The following is a 17,846-nucleotide window of genomic DNA, read 5'->3' on the forward strand; positions in this document are numbered from 1 at the left end:
TCCCATTCCTCTTAAATGAAAAGAGATATTCCCTCATCCTTCTAGCTTGTGGTGGGGCCAGGTCCAGGTGGTTACTTCTTTGCGTTTGCGTTCCAGGGCGGGGATGGAACGAAGAGCGTCGCCGAGGCGCAAGTAGTTCACCAGCACGCCGTCGTCGAGGTCGATCTCGAGGTTTCGGGTGGCGAGCGGGTAGAGGATGCGGTCCTCGTAGGTGCGACATTCGGTGATCGCCGACTGCAGCTTCTCCCCCTCGCGCACATCACGGGCGGAGTCGGAGGCGAGCAAACGCTTGGACTGGGCGTCGAGCTTGGCGGTGTAGTCGCGCAGGTAGCCGAGCACGTTGCTCGTGGTCTGCGGTGTGTACCGGTGCAGGTATACAAGCGCCTTGAACGAGCCCTTGTTGTCGGTGCGGCTTGAGTACATCCAGTAGATCGGACGGTTCTTGTACATCTTCACGTGATCGTTGTAGAAGTCGTTCACGAAATACTTGCGCAGGTCCTTGCCGAGCATGGATTCGATGTACGCCACGTTCTCACTCAGGTGCTCCTCGCCGTAGACAATACCGAGGAACTTGCGGAAGCGGGAGACGATGTCGTCCTCGAACCATTCATCCGAGGTGACCGGAATCACGTTGTCCTCGTCAGGCATGAACCGCGGCTCCGGGATCTGCGACAGGTAGTCGTCAAGCGTCTCCCCTTGCGAGGCGAGAATGAGTCCCGGCTTGTCGATGCTGTAGCGGCCGAACACGCAACCGACCGCATAGGAGATCAGCTCCTTGACCAGATCACGAGCCATGAGCTCGTCGCGCTCGGCGGGCGTGTTCTTCGGATAGACGAACGCCGGATTCCGCTTCAGTGAGACGCGTTCAATCGGCACGTCGCACGAAACCTCATCACGGACACCATAGGCATCCGCCACTAGCTCATTGTTTTGTACTTCATAAGACTGTTGCTCTCTTGCTGACACCTTACATCTAGTAATACAATTGGGAACAATTTCGGATAAGCTTAAGCCCATATTAAAAGAATCACTATCTGATTGGGAAGATTTCGCATATTTCAAAATTGTCAACCTCGCGAAATCCCACGAGGTTTCATAAGAATCCCAATCGAATCGCGAAGAAGCAATAAGCTTTTCAATAGCATCAATACCGATGTCTCTCTTAATAGGAGCATATCCAACCGGACCTTGCATATAATGCGTAGAGGATCCCAGTACATTTAGCAATTTTACAGCTGTCGAACTATTGAGAATAGATAAAAGAACTTGCAAATTCTCATCGCTTGACGAAGCAAGAAATCCGCTGGTTTGATCACAGATTACCCCCGTACCGTCAAAACGAAAAGAGGGATTCCCGGATGTCACCGTCGACCATGAAATGGACTGGCTAAAATAAAAATCTATATTCTGCGGACGTGACTTAACACGACCTCCACACTCAGTACCAAAAGAACGAATTTCGCTGCCATCTTTTTCCCAGTTTACTAAATAATCTCGATTTCCATACCATTTGCGGAACTCACCACCTTTGTTATATGGAAACCAGCGTTTACCGCTCGCAGCAGCCTGCTCACGCGTATCGCATTTGAATGAACTACACGAATAGTTCACTTCCCACCATAAACGAACAAATCGATTATTGTCCGCTGTTGCAAGTCCCTGACGAGGTGGAACAAAATTCCGAAGAGGTACACCCTTCGAAAAAGCAGCAAGAACCCTTTTAGGCAACCAATAGGCAATAGCCGACTCCGGAATTTGAGTGAAATCGGACTGTGAGACAGTGAAGATCTTCGAAGTGTCACTCCCCTCAGTCGGCCGCGCCGACAGCTCCCCTCGGCGAGGGGAGCCAGCGATCCTCGAGCATGCCTTCGCCTGATTCGCATCGCCTTGTACATCAACCAAACGAATATATGAGCCTCGTTCACCATTTCGAGCCGCGGCACGACGAATGGTAAAAGCCGTGGTCGAAACTACTTCGCCGCCGATCGAGTCGAATGCGCCGGCGCCCAGATGGGCCATCGTTTCGATGGTGTTGGTGGCGAGCAAATCCTTGCGCAGGTTCTCGAACGAGGAGAGGAACATCCAGCTTTGCATGGTGATCATGCCCAGCAGTGCATTCGGCTGGATCAGCTGCAGGTTACGCAGGATGAACGCGGCGAACAGGTCGGCCTTGCCGCCCTTGTAGTTGCGGTTTACGTAGTCCTTCAGCTCGGCGCCCATGTTGCCTGAACCCATGTAGGGCGGGTTGGCCACGACCGCCGTGTATTTGCGGGCAAGGTAGCGGGTCTGAGTGAAGACGATCTTGGCTTTTTCAGCGAGTGTTTCGTGGTTGACAAGGGTGTCGCTGAGGAGCGCGGGCTGCTCCGAAGCGATGCTATTATCTCCCTCAGTCACGTTTGGCGCAAAGGCTTCCGCATCAGAGGAAACCTGGGAAGCCAACGATGCGAGCTGCGGCGAAGGCTGGATGAGGGAGCCGAGGATGTCGGCCTGGGCGTAGGTGTTCCAGATTTCGGGGTCGAGATCCACGGCGTACTGCTGGTTGAGCTCATGCACCTCGTCGTCGGTGAACGATACCGGTTCGATGCGCTGGATGTTGGGGCGCACGTGCTTGCGGAAGAAGCGACGGTAACGGTCGCGGGCCTTCATCGTCAGAGCGAAGGAGGCGAGGTTCGCGGCGCGTTCGTCGATCTCCATGCCGTAGAGGTTGTGTTCCAGGATCAGACCGGGGATCTCGTTGGGACCGTAGCCCTGCTCCTCGTAGATGTCGTAGAGCAGATCGAACGCGTAGGTGAGCATGTGACCGGAACCGCAGGCGGGGTCGCAGACGGTGAGGTCTTCGGGAGTGTCGATGGTTAGTACGGAATCGGAAACCCCCTCCGTCGGCTGCGCCGACACCTCCCCCTGGTAGGGGGAGGCAGAGGACGCGGGGTTCGTTTCGTCCGATACCGACGACGTGGGATCGATGTAGTATTCCCACTTCTTGTAGAGCTGGGATTCGGGGTGGGACTGCATCCAGAGACGACCGACGGTGTTCTGCACCAGATACTGTACGATCCAGTCCGGGGTGAACAGCTGCGTGGCGGCGGGGATCTCGGCGGCGCCGGCCTTGGCACGCTTTCTGAAGCCGGCCATCACCTCATCCTTGCGCTGGGAGATGTAGAACTGGTAGAGCCAGCCGATGACCTCCACGTTGCCGCGGCGCTCGCCGTCCTCGCCGACAATGATGCAGTCCTCGGGAGTCATCGCCTCCAGCGCGCGGCGCGGCACGGAGTCGGAGGCCAACAGGTCGGTGGGCATGAGCAGTTCGTCCACTTTGCGGTCAAGATTCTCCTCACCTTCGAACATCGAGGGGATCGACTCATGCCAGTGGCGGCAGTACGCCTGCAACAACAGACCATACGCCTCACCCTGCGGGTCGTCGCTCGTTCGAGTGCCGTCTATCAGCGCCTCGACCGTGCTCTGCACGCCGGCATCACGGTTTACGCGATCGTTCTCGAACACGTCGGGGTCATAGACGCCGCGCAACGCGTCGGACAGCACCTCCGGCAGGCCGTTCGTGGCCGACACGTCCTCGGCGGAGACCACATGGGCGTCCGTATAGTCGAGCACGTCCATGTAGCGGAAGGCGATGATCCTGTTGAACCACCGGTAGGCGTAACGCTCCACCACGGCCGCACGGCCGGCGTCGCCGCCGCCCGCCTCACGGATGATCTCCTCCAAACGGCCGACCACTTCGGGTACATCCGCTCGGGCCGACGACATGGGGGCCAACACCGTTCGCACTCGGACGGCGATCGAGGCCATCAGCTCGGTACGGGATTCGGAGGCAAACGTCTGAAGCTTGTTCGTGTTCACAGCAGGATCTTCTTTCCTTCATTGATGGCCTGAATAAGGGTGCGCCGGTAGGCTTCGAGGAACGTGTCCACGTCATGCTCGTTCTCCAACGCCGTCACGGGTTTGGGCGCGGGGATCGTGGTGATGAAGACGCTTCGTCGCACCGTAGGCTCCAGCGTCTCCTTCGATTCGGGCTCGGCAACGGTCTTGACATGTCGTCCGGGCTGCACCGCGGGCTCCGCCCCATTGCCCGTGGTCTTCTTCTCGTCGCGAACGGCGGCGTCCAATCGAGTGACGAGTTCCGCATACAGGGTCTTCTGCACGTTGTCGGCAGTCTGCCGGATATCCGCAATGTACTTGACGGACCTCACCTTGCCGGCCGCCGCTTCCAGCTGAGCAACCGCCTGCTTCTGTGCCTGTTCGGTCGCGTTCCCGTAGGATTCCGACTGGACGATGCTCTCCTGCACCGACGTGATGACGGCGAGCGCCTGGTCGCGTTCCTCGGCGATCCTCTGGTCAAGCGCCTCGCGGATCCCGTCCACCTTGGTTTTGAGCTGGTTGATCCGGTTGCCTCGGAACAGCTTCGTATCGCCGGCCATGTCCAGGGCTTCGTCTCGTGCGGTCTGCAGGTCGGCCGGTGCGAGTGTGAAGTTCGATTCGTTGCTCTTCAGATAGTCAACGCAATCGACGAGCACGGTCCTTTGCGCGCCGTTGAGGATCTGCCTGATCGGATCGACGGTATCGTCCTTGTCGTCGAGCAGCTGCTCGTCGTTGTCGTCCTCGCTGCCGGTGACGAACAATTCAAGCATCCACTGGTCGCCATGGTTCACCACCCGACGCAGGCATGCGATGACCGGTTCCAGCTGCCGGACGAACGCGAACCGGGCATTGCGGTCGACCAGACTCTGCAATTGCACGGTCTCATCGCTCAACGCGTTGCGAATAAACCCGGCCATGTCCACCGGGTCGGCAGGCAGCCTGCCGTGGGATGAACTGAAATACTCGTCGTAGAAGCGGCGCAGACGGTTCACCTTGCTCTGGTCGTACTGTTTAGGCACCTCAACGGCGATGGAATCCTGCTTCTTCGAGTTCGTCAGCAGAGTGACGACAGCGGTCCGCTCCACCTTACGACTATCCAGCGTGAGCTGGATCTGGCCAGTGCCATACAGGTGCAGCAGGCACGCCAGGGTGGCAGCGTACGGCCAGCCGTACGGCGGCTCCTCGTAATGGGAGATGATGGCACGGACGGTGGGGCGAATGGTCTTCGACCTCAGCAGGATGAACGAGAGCACGTCCTGCACGGGCGCGTCCAGCCTGGCACGGGCGTCACTCGTACCGGGCAGCATCTCATCGTCCGGGGTCTGCGCGTCAGACAGCACCTTGGCCAGACCCTTCTCGTCGTATTTCACACCGCCGAGCATGCTGAAGTTCGAGTAGAACTTGCCGATCATCATGTCCATGGCCTCGACGATGCGCCCCTCGGCCGTGGACGACTTCGGTTCAAACACCGCACCGTTGTAGGCGAACGTGGACTGCATGATCGTCTGCTGAAGCGTGGCCTTCAACGTAAGACGCATGCCAGTCAGGGCGGCGCTCTTCTCACTGATGATGCGTGCACGCTGCTCGGACGTCTCCTTGTTGCGCAGATTCACCTTCACGTACTTCTCGGTCTTCTCGTACATGATCACGTCGCTGATGAACGTCTTTTCCTCAGGGAGGATAATGCGCACGACGTTGCGCTCACCGGAGCTGCGCAGCACCTTGTTCTCGATGCTGGTATTGTCGCCCGTCATATCGATCAGCGGCGTGACAAGGTGAAGCGCCGTCGCCTGGGCGCGGCCGATGTTCGCGCCGTCGATGGCGATGTTGTACCTGAACGGGGTCTTCTGCGGACCGTGCTCGATCTGCAGACGGCCGCGCAGAATATCCTGGCTGAGAAGCTCGTGGATGAACGATCGGATATCCGTGTCGGCGATGTCGACGTTCTTGATCTCCTTCTCGACCTCCTGCTCCTCATTGGTCAAGTACTCGTAGAATTCGCCGTTGCGATGCACGTAGTTCTCGGTCTCGAGCATGTCGAGCACCCGGGTGATGCGAGCCTCCAGTTCAGGGATGTCCTCGCCGAACCTGTCGAGCACCAGCACGCGGAGATTACGCACCGTGGCCTTGAACCCCTGAACATGCTTGACCATGAGCAGCGCCTTGAGCAGAGACAGCGCCAACGGCTTGTCGTCGTTGTCCGGCAGACGATTGTTCGCCTCGTTGATGCGATAGTTCGCCGAGGTCTGCAGAGTACCGGCGATGCCATCATACAGTTTGCTGAACGGAACGATGCCGCCGAACGGCACGTTCCGGCTCTCCGTCAGCGCAATGCTCACGGTGCTGAGCAGCGAGCGCTCGCCCACGGAACGGTGAGAGCCCTCGAAGAATCCGGAGTCGGACATGCCGCGCATGGCGTTCTGGAACAGGCCGAACTCGTAGTTCATGAACGGGTAGGAGCTGACGAAGTCCTCTTCGGAACCGAACTGGTTCGTGCGGAACTGCTGGGCGCCACCCTCGCCCTGAAAGTCGAACAGGGTGCCGAGATTGCCCTGCTCACGCTGCCAGAGCCGTTCGAGCTCGGTCTGCGCCTCATCGGTCTTGGTAAGCAGACGGCGTTGGATCACCTCGATGGCGTCGGTGCTGCTCAGTCGCATGTTGATGTCGAAACGGCCCTTGATCTTCGTCAGGTCGAGGCCCTGGCTCACGGTGCGGTCCTTCACCACCTTGTCCAGATCCTCCTGCGAGGTGACGAGGACCCATGCCCGGCCGTTGGTGCGGGTGAACAGCTCCTCGGTCACGGACTGCAGGTTGAGCATGCGCTCTGTTTTGTTCGAGATGAACTGGCCGACCTCGTCCACGAGGAACAGGATGCGATGATTCGGATCCTGCGTGTTGAGCCAGGCGTTCACATCGTCGGCGAAGTCGGCGATGGTGGGACGGTACTGCGTCTGATAGTCGGCGATGATCGTCCTGTCTTCGCGCGTGGGCTTGCCGGTCGCCTCGGTGAACGCCTCGCTGATCTCCTCGTCCCAGAACTGGGATTCGGTACGGCCCTCCTCCCACGACTTGCCGGTCTTCTCCTCGAACAGCTGCTTAAAGGTTTCGAGCTTGCCGTTGTTGTCGAGATCATGCTCGAACTTGGCGATGTAGCGGTTCGCTCCGAAATAGCCGCGAGCCTCATTGAACACGCGTGCGAACGCGTCCGCCGTAGCGGTTTCCTTGTTGCCCTGCGACTTGCTGTCGATGTTGAACAGCAACGAGGTGGCGGGAATGCCGAGGCTGCGCTGCAACAGTCCCTCAAGCTCGTAGTTTCCGGCTTCCCTGGCCTTGCGCATCAGCGTGCGAACGGCCTGCTCTCTGGGGATGCGGGCGGCCGGATCACTGACGAACGCATCGGGGGTGTCACCGAGAATATGCGAGAGGATCTTCAACAGGTGGGATTTACCGGAACCGAAATAGCCTGAGATCCACACGCCATTCGTATGATGCGCGCCCGGAGCATCATATTCGCTCAACAGGTTATCCAGACTCTGCTGGATCTCGTTGGTCAGCACATATTCGTCGATCTCGTCCCTGAGGTTCTTGTCGTCGCTGGCCTTGACCACACCGTCGATCCGCTGATCGATGTCCTTGACGAACATGCTCTTCAACGTCATCGTTCCGCTCATCGTCTCATCAGTCATATTCTCGCTCCTTTGCTCGCAATCACGCCATCAATCAAACTTCGCTCTCGCACGGCTATTCGTCGGCGAGCGGATCCTCCATCGCGTTCAGACTGAATGCGCGGTAGTAGTTGCTCGATTCAAGCCGGTCGAACAGGCGCATGGTGGACACCGTGCTCGCCGTCTTCGCATAGGTGCCGGGGAAGAACAGCACAACGGGCCGAGTCTGCTCAAACACCAGCTGGATGCGTTCCATCAGTATGTGCGTGCGAATGTACGGGTACACCTTGCCCACACCGGTGATGAATACGATGTCGCCCTGCTTATGCTCCCGCGCCTGTCGGTATTGTTCGGCGATGGAGTCCATCAGATCATCCTTGTCCGGGCTGAGCTTGTCAATCAACGACTGAGTAAACATGTCGGGTATCTCTCCGTCCGGCGAGGCCCGGTGTAGTCTCGGCTCCTTCCTAAGCACCCGTTCGAAGATCCGGCTGTCGCGCAGCACCTGGATGGCGGTCTCGTACAGGTCGATGATCAGCACGCCAGGAGCGGTTTCGGCCGGGGATGGCATGGTCATGCTTCGCAGACGATTCGCCAGCTGGTCGGTGCGCCGCTCCACTTCGAGCTCCTTGACCGGCGGATACGCGTAAATGTAGTTCGCCGGCTCGCCTGCGGTGTCGCTGCCGGTACGGAAGGACGGTCTGCGCATGATGGCGAACAGGCTTTCGAACTCACGCTCGATGTCTCGCGGATCACGCTGTACCGTATTGCTGACTGCCACGTCGCTGCTCCTCCTTGCTCTTGCCGGCTCATCACGATTCGTATTCGCTCATCGGAAAGAATCCGAACGATTCAGGTCTATTCTTCAGAATATCGGTAACTTCACGGCTCAGCAGGGAAGGCACGACGATATTCCCCTCACGTTCCAGCAGTTTCGCCTCGAACATGGCCTTGAACACGTTCTGACGCAGCTTCTTCGCCGTGGATTCGCTCAGCTCCTCCAGCTCCGGATGCCATACCGTCTTCTTAAGCACGAACCGGTCGTAATCCGCGTAGGTCACGCTGGGCAAGCCCAGCAGATAATGGTCACGCAGCACCTCGTTGGCGAACTCCCCCACCAGTTCGTAGTATCGGCACATCGCCACCCACATGATCGCGTCGCAATCCTCGATGGGCGTGTCTGATGATGCAAGGTATCGCAGCTCGGTCTCGGAAAGCGCACCAAGTCGTTTGATCGTCTCCCTAGCGATGCGCTTGGCGGCAGCCAGCGTTCTGACACCGAACCGGTCACCGTCCAGCACGATCAGACGGGACTGCTCCCAATCCCCGCAATCCAGGAACGTTCTGGCGACGTCTATGCCCTGTCGTGTCAGCAGTCCCCCGACCGTGAACGATAAACGATACCGATCCGCCACCATCACGCTCCTTCTTGATTCACACGAATATTTCAGTCTACATCCCGAATCATCGTCATGGCAATCACGCCGCGGCGCGACGCAGATATTCGCGAAGGAACGGCACTGCGAAATCAACCTCACCGCGTTCGGTCTCCCGCTTCGTTTTATCCAAATTCAAAAGAATCAAAAATATCAAAAGAATCAAAATTCCAGCGGACAGCCATACCTGCTGGGGACGTCGCATCGCTTCCTTTCCCAATCGAACCGTACGGGTTCGACGTGGTCTCCCCTACCGAGACCCGCAATCCCGCCGATTCGCGAATGCGGCACTACCATGGGAAACATTGCTGGAATCACAGCGCACGAAGCACCGTACGGAAGGGGAGGCTCATGAGCGACGACGCCATGACCATCACGAATTTCAATGATTTCTGCGCCGACCTGGTCAACGTCGCACAGTGGGCGAAATCCAACGGTCTGGGAGGCACGCCACTGGTCGCCGTCAGTAGCGACATCGTCGAACGGGCGCCGCAGGAGATATGGGAGGCCATCACTCGTATCAACAGCGCCCGGGCCGATGTGATCGCCGAGCCGGACGATTATTCGAACTTCCTCAGCGAGGAGGATCTGGATGCGCTCGCCGATCTGTCCACCGATGATCCGGACATGTTCGACGATGAGCATGGCATCGATGATCGGCCCGAGGTGATCCGATCGCTGTATACGCTGCTGTGCTCCTATGATCAGCGTCGCCTCGATATCCTCTCGTCACGCATGCTGTCGGATGATCCGAAGACTTTGGATGAGATCGGCAAGGAGCAGAGTATTACGAGGGAACGGGTGCGTCAGATCGAAAAGGAGATGAAGGCACAGCTGTCAAGTCTCCTCAATGAGTCGGAGGTTCCCACGCAATTGCGTGATCTGTTCCGCCATGAGGGAGACATCCTGCCGCAATCCGCGGCCTTCAAACATATGCCATTGCTCGGCGAGAACGTTCCTCTCGTGGACGTGCCGATGTGGAGACTGGTGCAGGAGCTCGAAATGGAGCCACGGTTCGAAATCGCGGACGGGTGGATGGCGGCGCCGTCCATCGCCGATGCGAAACGGTTCGTCAACGAGACGCTGTCGGCCGACGCGAACGGATTCGGTGTGGTGCGTATCGGCGGCACCGCCTCGCACGCGAAGACCGACCAGATCGACGACAGCGCTCGCAATCTTCAATTGTGGCTGCAGTACTGCGGGCTGATCGTGGTGGATGACTTCGCGTTCGTCTCCTGCCGCAGCGTGGAGGACTTCGCCGCGGCCTTGCTGTATGTCAAGGATCGTCCATTGACCCTTGACGAGCTGAGCAGCGCCGATCCCAAACGTCGGAGCATGACTTCGATGCGCAACGCCATGGCTAGGGATGAACGCATCATCAGAGTCAGCAAGGACAAGTACGGGCTGGTGATCTGGGGCATGCCCGAGTACTCCAGCATCCGTGGGGAGATCCAGCGGATCCTCGACCGCAATGGCGGGTCGGCCGATCTCGACCAGCTGGTCAAGGAGATCGCCGGACGGTCCGGCGCTTCGGAGAGAAGCATCATCTCATACGCCGCCTTTCCTCCGTTCCACACGGCTCGCGGCGTGGTGACCGTGGCCGATGCCGATCAGCTGAAGGCCGACAACGACCCGTACGAGGCGCCACGCCTGTTCCGCAGGAATGACGCCTGGATACTGCGCGTCACGCTGACCAAGGAGCATGAACGCGGCAGCGGCAGCGTCCTTCCCTTGGCCTTGGCGAACGTGCTCGGCATCGAGTTCTCCGGCGAGCGCGAACTGCAGTCGCCGGCGGGTGTGCAGCACGTGTATTGGAATGGCATGAGTCCGAATCTGGGTACCATCAAGCGGTTCTTCGGCCAGTACGGTCTGGCTGCCGGTATGCAGGTGTTTCTTCGGTTCGGGGATGATGGCACCTTCGACATCGTGTCGGCGTCGTCATTGAACGGGGATCCGCTGCACGATGTTGTCGCGTTGTCCGGAGTCGAGGAGACCGCCGACCCCGAGGCCGTCATCTCCGCCTTGGCGCAGTCGATCGGTTTGCCGGCCGATTCCGTCGCCGGCGATGTCGCTGCGCGTCTGCGCAAGCGCGATGATGACGACCTCGCCGATCTGGTGGACTCGCTGGCGGAGTAGTCGAGGTCCGACGGAATCACGGATCTGGGTATAACCGCATCACGAAGAGATCGAAAACACGTCCTTCATGATCCGGTTATACCCAAATTCACTGCCACCGTTACGACCGGCCGGCCGCCCCTACTCTGCCTCCTTGCCGTAGAAGAGACGGTCGGTGACCTCGCGGCAGCGGCGCATCACACCGAGCAGCTCGTTCTCGAAGTCCTGTCCGCGGTGGGCGGGGCGCTTGAGCACGGCGGCGATGCCGCCCAGCGAGTAGGCGTCGTCGGGCAGCACGTCGGCACGGTTGGCGCGACCGGACCACAGGTAGTTCGCGTTGCGCGCGTTGGTGGCCATGGTCCACGCCTTGCGCAGGGTGGCGGCGTCATCGGCATCGATCTTGTCGAGCCGTTCGAGCGCGTCGAGCGCCGGTAATGTGGAGACGACCTGCAGTTCGGGATGCTCGTGCGCGTTCTGCAACTGCAGTAGCTGCACGGTCCACTCCACGTCGGACAGACCGCCCTTGCCGAGCTTGAGATGCCGTTCGCGGCGCACGCCTCGAGGCAGTCGTTCGGCCTCCACACGGGCCTTGAGCCTGCGGATGTCCATGAGTTCGGTCTCAGTCAGCTGTCCGGCCGGGTATCGCAATGGTGCGGCGATGATTTCGAGGAAATCCTGCGCGAGCGCCTGATCTCCGGCCGTGTACCGGGCGCGCAGCAGCGCCTGATGCTCCCATGTGCTCGCCCACGACGTGTAGTATTCGCGGCAGGATTCATAGGAGCGGACGAGCGGGCCGTTCTTGCCTTCGGGGCGCAGATCGAGGTCAAGTTCGATCTTGGCCTCGGTGGAGATCGGCCCCATGAGAATGCGACGTAGATCATCCACCACGTTCTTGGCGAAGGTGAACGCGGTCCGGTCCTCCACTCCCCCGTTCGGCCGATAGATGACGATCACGTCGGCGTCAGAACTGAAGTTGACCTCGCGTCCACCGTATCGTCCCATGCCGATGACGGTCAGTCTCGCCGGCGGCTCGTCATAGCCGTGTTCCCGGCACTGGTTGTCGAGCGACCAGTTGAGCGCACAATCGATCAGCGCGTCGTACACGGTGGTCATGGCGTCGAGGCTCTGGATGTCGTCGATCACCGAGCTCATCCATCCCAGACCGATGCGTTCGATCTCGTGCCGGCGCATGGCGCGCAGCACAGTGGCGAAGTCGTTGATCCGGTCGCTGTATCGGGTGCGGGCCGCATGGCATTGGATGTTCAGGCTTTCGCGGGTGCGTGGCTGCATCTCCTCGTCGTGGCCGAGCCAGGTCACCGACTCCATGGACTTGTTCATCGCGTCGCCAAGGTAGCGCGAGTTCGACAGGATGTGGCACAGACGCTGTCCGGCGGATGCGGAGTCGCGCAGGAAGCCCAGATAGTCGCTTCCCTGACCGAAGTTCTCCTCGAGCTTGCGCCAGGCGAGCAGTCCCATGTCGGGGTTCTGACCGTCACCGAGCCACTGCAGCACGGCGGGCAGGATAATGCGGTTGATCTTCGCGGAACGGCTGATGCCGCTGGTGAGCGCCTGCACGTGGCGGACCGCGCTCTCCGGGTCGGCGAATCCGATAGATGCGAAGCGCTCCCTGGTCGCCTCGGCGCTCAGCGTGATCTCGTCCTCGCCGAGCGTGGCGATGTTGGGCAGCATGGGCCGGTAGTAGATGTCGAGGTGGAGTTTGCGTACCTCGCGGCGTGTGGCGTCGTACCGTTCGATCAGTTCCTCGGGGTGCAGGCCGAGCGCGCGGGACAGGCGGCGCAGTTCGGCGTTGTTCTGCACCTCGTCTCGGTCGAGCTGACGCTGCGTCTCGATGCCGCCGGCGTTGCCCTTGCCCAGATCGGGGAACAGGTGGGTGCGCTTGAGCGCCCACATCTGCTGACGGTGTTCGAGCACGCGTTCGAAACTGTAGTCCACGGCGAGTCGCGCCGCCTGCTTGCGCGACACGTAGCCTCCGGCGGCAAGCGCCTGCAGGGAGTCGAGCGTGCTGGCGGTGTGCAGGGCCTCGTCGGTGCGACCGTGCACGAGCTGGAGCATCTGCACGGTGAATTCCACATCGCGCAGTCCACCACGACCGAGTTTGATCTCGCGGTCCTTCTGAGCTTTGGGGATCAGATCCTCCACGCGTTTGCGCATCTGCTGGCAGTCGTAGACGAAGTTCTTACGTTTGGATGCGGACCAGACAAGCGGACGGGTACGGTCGTAGTATTCCTTGCCGAGTTCGGGATCACCGGCGACGGGACGCGCCTTGAGCAGCGCCTGGAACTCCCAGCTTTCCGCCCACTTGTCGTAGTAGCCCAGATGCGAGTCGAGGGTACGAACCAGCGGGCCGTCCTTGCCTTCCGGGCGCAGACCGCCGTCGATCTGCCAAAGCACCGGTTCGGCGACGCCCATGACCACCGACTGACAGACGCGCTGCAGGGTGACGCCGAGCTTGGTGCCGACGCGGATGAGCTGCTCGTGACCAAGTTCGGGGTCGGCGGGTTCGACCACGTAGATGAGGTCAACGTCGGAAACGTAGTTGAGCTCTCGGGCGCCAAGCTTGCCCATGCCAATGATGGCGAAACGGCATCGTTCGCTGCCGGCGACCTCATGACGGGCGATGGCGAGCGCGCCTTCGAGGGCCACATCGGCCAGGTCGGACAGGCATCGGCTGGTGGTGGGTTGAATGGTGAGCGGATCGTCGGCGGTGACGTCCTTGGCCATGATGGCGGCAAGCTGCTCACGGTAGCAGCGGCGCAGTTCGGTGGTGGATTCGGCGATGGGTTTGCCGCTGACCGGTGTGGCGGCTTCCGGATCGGCGCCGATGCGTTCGAGCATGGCCCGACGACGCTGGTCACGGTTCCACAGGTGGGTTTCGTATCCGGTTCCGGTGGTGACGGCCCGAATCAGGTCCGGACGGTTGAGCATGAGGCGTCCGAGCTCGTCGGATGCGCCGAGCACGGCAACGAGCCGGGACAGTCCGTCGAGCCCGGTGAACAGGGATTCGAGTGGCTCGCCGGCATCGTGCACGCGTTGGGCGAGCTCGGTCACGTGCCGAAGCGCGGTGTCCGGGTCGAATGCGGATGACAGGGCTTCAAGCAGTTCCGAACGATAGTATCCCTCCACTCCGAGGGATGTAAGAGTGGCGAACAGGTTCTGCGCCTTGTCCAGATCGGAGATCCCGGCCCTGATGATCTCGCGCAATGGCAATCGTGAAGCTTCCATGGTGTTCCATTTTAGCGGCTGACAACGTTGAAACGACGCAATCGGAACGAATACGCGACGAGGGGTTGCGCTCCCGTCGTGATGTATCGGGAACGCAACCCCTCGTTGTTGTCCGTAGGTATTGTCCGTATGACCGGTGCGGCCGGTGTCCTACGACGTTTGACCGCGGCCGGTGTCGGTCAGATCTTCTGGAACAATGGCTTGACGTTGTTCCAGATGCGCCGGGTGGTGCCCGGATGGTTCATCGAATACAGATGAATGCCATCCACGCCGTTCGCCACCAGATCATTGATCTGCTGCGACGCGTAGGCGATACCCGCCGCGTGCAGCGCGTCACGATTGCCCTCCCACCGGTCGAGAATGGCCTCGAGCGGCTTGGGGATACGCGAAGCGTTACGCTCGGCCATGCGTCGCACCGACTTGGCGCCACGCACCGGCATGATGCCAGCCTCGATCGGCACATCAATGCCGGCGGCACGAGCCTTGTCAAGGAACCGATAGAAATCCTCGTTGTCGTAGAACAGCTGGGAGATTAGATGGGTCGCACCCGCGTCCACCTTGATCTTCAGATTCTCGATGTCCTTGTCCAACGATTCGGCCTGATAATGCCCCTCCGGATAGCAGGCGCCGAAGATCTTCAACGACGGCCTGCGCTCGCGGATGTAGGCCACCAGATCGCTAGCGTGCGGGAACACGCCGACGGACTCGTGGTCGGGAAGCTCGTCGCCACGCAACGCCAGAACGGCGGTGACGCCGGCTTCATCGAACATGTCGAGAGCACGATCGACGACCTCATGATCGGAGTACAACGCGGTCAGGTGCGCGACCGTGGGAATGCCGTATTCGGAGCGGATCGTGTGGGCGATGCGCGCCGTGGCGGTACGGTCCGACTGGGTGCCGTGACCGTAGGTCACCGAAATGAAATCGGGGTCGAGCCCTTCCAGTCCGTCGAGTGTGTCATAGATGGTTCCCACCGGAGCGTTGCGCTTCGGTGGGAACACCTCAAGCGAAAAGATCGGCTTGTGCATGATCACGCGAGTTCGGCGCGCACCTTGCGGGTCGCTTCGACCAGGTGCTCAAGGCTCGGCCAGGTTTCGGCGTTGCCACGAGTCTTCAGACCGCAGTCGGGGTTGATCCACACCTTCTCCACGTCCATCTTCTTGAGGATCTCGTGGATACGGTCGACGATCTCCTCGGTGGAGGGGATGCGCGGGCTGTGGATGTCGTACACGCCGGGGCCGGCCTCGGTTTCGAAGTTGGCGTCGTGGATGGCGTCGAGCACGACCAGATCACCGCGGGAGGCCTCGAAGGAGATCACGTCGGCGTCCATCGCGTCGATGTCGCGGATGATGTCGTTGAACTCCGAGTAGCACATGTGGGTGTGGATCTGGGTGCCGGGCTTGACGGCGGAGTGGACCAGACGGAAGGCGGGCACGGCCCAGTCGAGGTACTTCTTGTGCCAGTCGGAGCGGCGCACCGGCAGCTTCTCGCGCAGTGCGGCCTCGTCGATCTGGATGACCTTGATGCCGGCGGCCTCGAGGTCGAGCACCTCGTCGCGGATGGCGAGCGCGAGCTGCGTGGTCTGCTCCTCGTGCGTGATGTCCTCGCGCGGCCAGGACCAGTTGAGGATGGTCACCGGGCCGGTGAGCATGCCCTTGACCACGTGGTCGGTCTTGGACTGGGCGTAGGAGCTCCATTCCACGGTGATCGGGTTGGCGCGGGAGACGTCACCCCACACGATCGGAGGCTTGACGCAGCGGGTGCCGTAGGACTGCACCCAGGCGTTCTTGGTGAACAGGAAGCCGTTGAGGTTCTGGCCGAAGTATTCGACCATGTCGTTGCGCTCGAATTCGCCGTGCACGAGCACGTCGAGGCCGATCTCCTCCTGCTTGGCGATCACCTCGTCGATCTGCGCGGCGATGAACTTGTCGTACTCGGCCTTGGAGATCTCGCCCTTGCGGAACTTGGCACGGGTGGAACGCACCTCGCGGGTCTGCGGGAAGGAGCCGATCGTGGTGGTGGGCAGTACAGGCAGGCCGAGTTCCTTCTTCTGGATGGCCTGGCGTTCGGCGCGGGCGGGCTGGCGCACGTACTCGTCGTCGGTGAGCTTGGCGACGCGCTCATGCACGGCCGGGTCGGCGGCCACGCGGGTGCCGTCGAACAGTTCCTGGTTGGCGGCGAGCTTGGCGTCGGCGGCGCGGGCGGCGTCGTCCAGATCGGCAAGGTCGGCCACTTCCTTGAGCTCGTCGAGCTTTTCGACGGCGAAGGCGAAGTGCTTGAGCACGTCGGCGTCGAGCTTGTCCTCGCCGGCGGTGCTGAACGGCACGTGCAGCAGGGAGTCGGCGGTGGAGACGGCCACGTTGGCGGTCTTGGTCTTCACGGCGTCGACGAGACCCAGGCTCACGGCGTAGTTGTTGCGCCAGATGTTGCGGCCGTTGATCACGCCGGCGAAGATGGTCAGATCGGCGGGCACGCCGTACTCCTCGATGGCGGCGAGGTTCTCGTCCTTGCCTTCGATCAGGTCGAGGCCGAGGCCGTCGAAGCCGAGGTCGATGGCGGTCTTGTAGGTGTCGGCGATGTGGCCGAAGTAGGTCTGCAGCAGCACCTTCACGCTGCCCTTGGCGGCGAGGATGGTGGTGTACAGCTTGGTGAAGAGGTCGAGGTCGCCCTCCTCCTTGTCGAGCACCAGGTACGGCTCGTCGAGCTGCACCCACTGGGCGCCCAGCTCGTTGAACTTGGCGAGCAGGTCGGCGTAGGCCTTGGCGGTGTCGGCCACGAGCTTGTCGGTGAGCTCCAGATCGGCGCCTTCGGCACCACGGGCGAGCTTGAGGAACGTGTAGGGACCGATCACGACGGGCTTGGTGACGATGCCGAGCTCCTTGGCCTCGTTGAACTCGTCGAACGGCTTGGTGCCGGTCAGGGCGATCTCGGTGTCGGCGGTGATCTCCGGAACCAGGTAGTGGTAGTTGGTGGTGAACCACTTCTTCATCGGCTGGGCGGTCACATCGCCCTTATCTCCCTGATAGCCGCGGGCGATGGCGAACAGCGTATCCTCGGCGTTCAGGCCAAGATCCTTGTAGCGCTGCGGAACGGCGCCGAGCAGGATGGCCGTGTCGAGCAGCTGATCGTAGTAGCTGAAGTCGTTGCTCGGGATCAGGTCAACGCCGGCCTGCTGCTGCAGCTTCCAATGCTCGGCACGCAGCTGGGCGGACGTCGCCTTGACGTCCTCCAGGCTGTTGGCGCCCTTCCAGTAGCCTTCGATGACCTTCTTCAGCTGTCGGTTGCTGCCGATGCGGGGGAATCCGATGACGGATGTCAGTGCGCTCATAATTCTCCAATACGATGTGAGTGAAAACCGCAAAAAGGTTAACAAACTTGGCGCGAATCAAGGATATCCACCGATTTTGGGTGTCGTCATAGCAGGCGTTTATAACAGCAAAACCCTCATTTATGACCGCTCAGTGTTATGCAAACACACGTACGAACGGTCACGAATGAGGGCGAGAGCTGATTG

The 17,846-nt window shown here is 60.5% G+C and carries 9 protein-coding genes; 1 reads left to right on the top strand and 8 read right to left on the bottom strand.

The genetic code is table 11. The features are described 5' to 3' along the window. Positions 1-33: 33 nt before the first annotated feature. From pglX to D2E23_RS11510, 5 genes are all read right to left on the bottom strand, one after another. Positions 34-3,855, bottom strand: coding sequence for a BREX-1 system adenine-specific DNA-methyltransferase PglX (gene pglX / locus D2E23_RS00845; protein ID WP_126029121.1), 3,822 nt, complete (start codon positions 3,853-3,855; stop codon positions 34-36). After that, entirely contained in the window at positions 3,852-7,559 is a 3,708-nt protein-coding gene (gene brxC, locus D2E23_RS00850; protein WP_126029122.1) for a BREX system P-loop protein BrxC, read from the bottom strand. Before brxC ends, pglX begins: the two co-directional genes overlap by 4 nt. A gap of 55 nt (positions 7,560-7,614) precedes the next feature. After that, a complete protein-coding gene (locus D2E23_RS00855) occupies positions 7,615-8,319 on the bottom strand; it encodes a DUF1788 domain-containing protein (RefSeq protein ID WP_126029123.1) in 705 nt (234 codons plus the stop codon). Positions 8,320-8,350: 31 nt separating this feature from the next. Continuing rightward, positions 8,351-8,956, bottom strand: a complete 606-nt coding sequence (locus D2E23_RS00860; protein ID WP_126029360.1) for a DUF1819 family protein — start codon at positions 8,954-8,956, stop codon at positions 8,351-8,353. A 61-nt stretch (positions 8,957-9,017) separates the two neighbouring features. After that, entirely contained in the window at positions 9,018-9,179 is a 162-nt protein-coding gene (locus D2E23_RS11510; protein ID WP_164520591.1) for a hypothetical protein, read from the bottom strand. A gap of 146 nt (positions 9,180-9,325) precedes the next feature. Here D2E23_RS11510 and D2E23_RS00865 point away from each other — a divergent pair, with 146 nt between their 5' ends. Beyond that, entirely contained in the window at positions 9,326-11,110 is a 1,785-nt protein-coding gene (locus D2E23_RS00865; protein WP_164520608.1) for a sigma factor-like helix-turn-helix DNA-binding protein, read from the top strand. A gap of 120 nt (positions 11,111-11,230) precedes the next feature. On the opposite strand, the gene D2E23_RS00870 is transcribed toward D2E23_RS00865, so the two are convergent. From D2E23_RS00870 to metE, 3 genes are all read right to left on the bottom strand, one after another. Then, on the bottom strand, positions 11,231-14,332 hold the full coding sequence (locus D2E23_RS00870) for a bifunctional [glutamine synthetase] adenylyltransferase/[glutamine synthetase]-adenylyl-L-tyrosine phosphorylase (protein ID WP_126029125.1): 3,102 nt from the start codon (positions 14,330-14,332) through the stop codon (positions 11,231-11,233). Positions 14,333-14,511: 179 nt separating this feature from the next. Then, entirely contained in the window at positions 14,512-15,360 is an 849-nt protein-coding gene (metF, locus tag D2E23_RS00875; RefSeq protein ID WP_126029361.1) for a methylenetetrahydrofolate reductase [NAD(P)H], read from the bottom strand. 2 nt (positions 15,361-15,362) lie between these two features. Continuing rightward, positions 15,363-17,660 (bottom strand): 5-methyltetrahydropteroyltriglutamate--homocysteine S-methyltransferase, encoded by a 2,298-nt coding sequence (gene metE / locus D2E23_RS00880; protein WP_126029126.1) that lies wholly within the window; start codon positions 17,658-17,660, stop codon positions 15,363-15,365. Between the last annotated feature and the right edge of the window lie 186 nt (positions 17,661-17,846).

This window comes from Bifidobacterium callimiconis (genome assembly GCF_003952005.1).
GTDB lineage: Bacteria > Actinomycetota > Actinomycetes > Actinomycetales > Bifidobacteriaceae > Galliscardovia > Galliscardovia callimiconis.

Bases quoted from the DNA above. Each gene is read 5' to 3' on its own strand.
- D2E23_RS00860 (WP_126029360.1), bottom strand. From the start codon at position 8,956: ATGGTGGCGGATCGGTATCGTTTATCGTTCACGGTCGGGGGACTGCTG.
- metE (WP_126029126.1), bottom strand. From the start codon at position 17,660: ATGAGCGCACTGACATCCGTCATCGGATTCCCCCGCATCGGCAGCAAC.
- D2E23_RS00865 (WP_164520608.1), top strand. From the start codon at position 9,326: ATGAGCGACGACGCCATGACCATCACGAATTTCAATGATTTCTGCGCC.
- D2E23_RS11510 (WP_164520591.1), bottom strand. From the start codon at position 9,179: ATGCGACGTCCCCAGCAGGTATGGCTGTCCGCTGGAATTTTGATTCTT.
- metF (WP_126029361.1), bottom strand. From the start codon at position 15,360: ATGCACAAGCCGATCTTTTCGCTTGAGGTGTTCCCACCGAAGCGCAAC.
- D2E23_RS00870 (WP_126029125.1), bottom strand. From the start codon at position 14,332: ATGGAAGCTTCACGATTGCCATTGCGCGAGATCATCAGGGCCGGGATC.
- brxC (WP_126029122.1), bottom strand. From the start codon at position 7,559: ATGACTGATGAGACGATGAGCGGAACGATGACGTTGAAGAGCATGTTC.